Raw genomic sequence first — 4,197 nt, forward strand, 5'->3', positions numbered from 1 at the left:
CAGCGAGGCGACGTTGATGGAATGGTTATACGTGCCTGGCGCGCGGCGCACCAACTCCTGTAACAGCGGATGGGCGACGTCCCCGAGTTCCAGCAAGCTGATTTCGGTCAGCACGCCGAACAGGCTCTCGATGAACGGCAGCAGGCCGGTAATCAGGAAGCCGGCGACGATCGCCCAGAGGCCGTTTTGCATGGCGTACTTGAGCACCAGTTGCGGGTCTTGTTCTTCGAGCAAGCCGACTGCGAAGGTCATCATGAACGCCACGGCGCCGGCGATGACGCCGACCTTGATCAGCTTGCTGCGGCTGCGAATGTGATCGAGCAACAGGATGCCGGTCACGCTGACCGCGATCAGCGTGAGGAAATCGCCCAGGAAATTACGACCCGCCATCAGCAGCATGGCGGCGAGCGAGCCAGTGAGGACCATCGCCAATTCGCGGCGGTAGGCGATGCCGACGATCATCCCGAATAGTAACAGCGGAATCAACTCCGCGCGGTAGGGGTCGTAGGCCATCCAGCGCGCCAACAAGAGCGCCACGACGACCATCAACAGCAATGTTGAGAAACGCCGAAGATCGCGGAGCAATTCCGGCTCGCGGCGCGCCAAATAAAGCACCCAGACGCTGCAAAACGCCAGCACCAAGACCATCACCGCGGCGCCGCGCAGGGACATGTCGGTCCAGGTGCGGGTGCGTAGGTAATGCCCATGTTCGAGTCGCAGCAGTTCCAGCAGCTCCAACGTGAGCGGCACGCCCGGTTCGACGAGCGTCTGGCCTTTGCCGTAGGTGACGAACTGATCGGGGACTAATTCGGCGGCAGTCTCTTGGACGATGCGGGTTTCGTCCGGACTGAGTGAGAGCGTCTCCTTCGGCAACCGTGGCAACAGGAAATTGGTCACGCGCTGGCGAATCGTCAAATCTTCGATCTCGTTCGAAAGCGCCACGCGGATTTTTTCGGCGCGGTCATCGAACATCACTTCCGTGATGCCGACTAGGCGGCGCGTTTCTGGCTTGCCAACCGCTTGCACCTGGATTTGGTCGTAACGGAACAGCCCGTCGCGCGGGAACTCGCCTAACCGGCCGCGTTCGACGAACGGCGCCAAGGCGCGCTTGACGGCATCGTCCACCTTGCCGACTTGTTCCGCTCCGCCGAGCACTGCGCGAAACTGCTCGATCGCGGCCGCGTTCGCCGCGGGGTCTTCGCTTTTCGGGGCATCAGGGCGTTCGAAGGCCAGCCAATCTTCCGGCCGGACTTCGGCCACGGTCATGGCCGAGGCCACGGCAAATAGCGCGTTGTGCAGTTCGTCCTGCAGCTTTTGCCAGGGGGCCGTGTCCTGGTTGAAGACCGGATAGACTTCGCTGCGGGCCTGATTTTCCAGCTTTTCTTTCGCGGCGTCGTCCTGACGCTTAAATTCCACCCGTGAGCTGATCGCCCGGCGCGAGATCGTGCCGTCGCGGAAGGTGAACGGCGGCGACCAGGGCTGCATCAATGCCCAGATCGCCAGGCAGGTCACGAGGCAGAGTCCGCCGCGCATCAGCACGTCCGGATCGCGCAGGGCCATCCGGTAGCGCTCCCAGCGGCTCGGCGGGAGGTCGAGCGTGGTGACGCGGGGATTTCGTCGTCGGCGAGGTGTGCCGTTGGCCATCGTCGGTGCGGCGCCGTGTTAGCGGCGGCGCTGGGGTCCGTCGTCATATGCCCGGACGATGTCCTGCACCAACCGATGGCGCACGATGTCCGCGTCGGAGAGTTGAACTTGTGCAATGCCCTGGATGCCGCGCAAGCGCTCGACGGCGTCGATCAGGCCGCTGCGCTGATGCGACGGCAGGTCGATCTGCGTGGTGTCGCCGGAGATCACGATCTTCGAGCCGTGCCCCATGCGCGTCAGGAACATCTTCATCTGCGCGACGGACGTGTTCTGCGCTTCGTCGAGAATCATGAACGCTTCGTTGAGCGTGCGGCCGCGCATGTAGGCCAGCGGTACGACTTCGATGATTTCCTGCTCGCCGAACCGTTTGATCTGATCGTGGTCCATCATCTCGCGGAGCGCATCTTTGAGCGGCCGCAGGTACGGATTGATCTTGGCTTCCAAGTCGCCGGGCAAGTAGCCCAGGCTCTCGCCGGCCTCGACTGCCGGACGAACGAGTACGATCTTGCGGATCAACTCCTGTTTCAAGGCCGCGACGGCCATGGCGACAGCCAGGTAGGTTTTTCCGGTGCCGGCCGGTCCGCAGCAGAAGACAATGTCGTGGGCGCGAATGGAATCGATGTAGCGCTCTTGCCCCAGCGTGCGCGGGACGATTTTGCGCGAGGCTGCGAAAACGTCGATCGCCACGGCCTTGCGAACCGCGCCGCCGTTGTTGAGCGTGGCCAGCGTGCGCTGCACGTCCTCGGCGGAAAGTTCGCCGTGGCGTTGCACGAGGGCTTTGAATTGTTCGAGCACGTCGGCGGCCTTGGCCACCGGCGCGGCATCGCCGCGAATCAGAATCTGATCGTCGCGAGCCGTGATGGTGACGCCGAGCGCGGTGCGCAGGGCTCGCAGGTGTTGGTCGCCAGGCCCAAACAACGCCAAGAGCGTCGGGGCGTCGACTTTCGAGATTGTGGCTTCGCTCATCCAGCGGCACGCCGGCATTGCAGCCAGCGCAGGTACGGACGGGTAGTGACTGGGTAATTTAACCATACTGCTGGGGACGGGGCCAGCGGCGGGTTTTTCGGTCGTCGTAAGCTATTTAATGCACAGCACTTGCGTCGCCAACTATTTCCTCGTTACGGACCCGCCAATCCGTAGGACCAGCACCAGTAGGCCACGGGGGCGGCGAACAGGATCGAATCCAGCACGTCCAATACGCCCCCAAAGCCGGGCATCCAGGCGCTGGAATCCTTGCGGCCGACGTCGCGCTTGATGAGCGACTCGGCCAGATCTCCGAACATCCCGGCCAGCCCGACGACGAAACCGTAAAGCAGCCAGCGACTGGGTTCCAGGACGCGAGCATGGGAAGTCAGCAACGGCAACAACCAGGCCCCGGTGAGCCAGCCGCCGAAGCACGCGGAGAGCAATCCGCCGACTGCGCCTTCCCAGGTTTTGCCGGGACTCAGCACCGGCGCCATCTTGTGCTTGCCGAACAATCTCCCCACGGTGTACGCGCCGGTGTCGCCAAGCTTGACGATGAGAATCAGGGAGAGCATCGCCGGGATGCCCGCCGCGCCGCCTTGCAGTAGCCTGATTTTCGCCAGGAACGCGAACAGCAGCCCGATGTAGCCGACGATCAACACGCCACAGGCCAGGCGCTCCATCACCATGCCGGGGCGTTCATAGCGGCGCATCTCGCCGAGGAAGAGCATCAACACCGCGGCGGCCATTAAGCTGGCGTCTGGACTCGTCTTCGCCAGCATTGGCATCCAGGCCGGCAACCAATTCACAGCGACTAGCGCCAGGTTGACGAGATACAGTGGCCAGGCGAGCGGCTTCAAGTCGCGGGCCGCGAAGAGCGCCAGCAATTCCTGGGTCGCGACGACGGACAAGAGCAACAGCGCCGGTAACGTCACCCAGACGCCCGGCGGCGACGTGCGATGATCCCACACGGCCAGGCCGACGAGCGTGGCGACTAGCAACGCGCCGAGTAATAGTCGCCAGCGTAGCACGTGTTGTTCCTGGTCATCGGAATCGCGAAATGTTGGCTACCCATACTAGCCCGACGCGCAAGCGAGGGGGAGTAGACGCCGAGCACCGAACAACGCGTACTCTCCCTCGCTTGCGCGTCGGGCTAGTGTTGGGATACCGTTCACTGCCGGACGATCCAAGCGAAGTACGCCGCGAGGGCGCCCAGCAATCCAAACGCGGCGAGTACGACCATCACGAGTCGGGAGTTCCAGTCCCAGACGAACTTTAGCGCCGGTGTGCGCTCGGGCGGGGCCTTGATACCGCTGGGGAAACGGTGCCCGCACCATTCGCAACGGGACAAGTAATCCGGCGCGTAGGCGCTATCGCAGACCGGGCAGTCGATCCACAGTTCGGGATACTCCTCCGTGGGGTCACCCTCGTCGGCCCAGGGGAAATTGACGCCGCTGGCGCCGCAGTAGGGACAAACCGTGGTGCGCTTGCGCGCGCATTCCGGGCATTGCGGCCAGAAAGCGATGGTGCGTTCGCTGTCGTCGATCATGTCCGGCGGTTCATCTCGGGCAAACTCGCCGCGCGCGGCGA

Annotated in this window: 4 protein-coding genes; all 4 read right to left on the reverse strand. The window is 63.5% G+C overall.

The window, feature by feature from the left end:
• The coding region (locus SGJ19_17210; GenBank protein MDZ4781989.1) for a hypothetical protein at positions 1-1,644 on the reverse strand (1,644 nt) is incomplete at its 3' end.
• A gap of 18 nt (positions 1,645-1,662) precedes the next feature.
• On the reverse strand, positions 1,663-2,610 hold the full coding sequence (locus SGJ19_17215) for a PhoH family protein (protein ID MDZ4781990.1): 948 nt from the start codon (positions 2,608-2,610) through the stop codon (positions 1,663-1,665).
• Between the two features lie 152 nt (positions 2,611-2,762).
• Positions 2,763-3,638: a CDP-archaeol synthase gene (locus tag SGJ19_17220; protein MDZ4781991.1), complete on the reverse strand. Its 876-nt coding sequence runs from the start codon at positions 3,636-3,638 to the stop codon at positions 2,763-2,765.
• A gap of 140 nt (positions 3,639-3,778) precedes the next feature.
• On the reverse strand, positions 3,779-4,197 hold a 419-nt coding region (locus SGJ19_17225; protein MDZ4781992.1), incomplete at its 5' end, for a hypothetical protein.

The sequence above is a fragment of the Planctomycetia bacterium genome, assembly GCA_034440135.1.
Lineage (GTDB): Bacteria > Planctomycetota > Planctomycetia > Pirellulales > JALHLM01 > JALHLM01.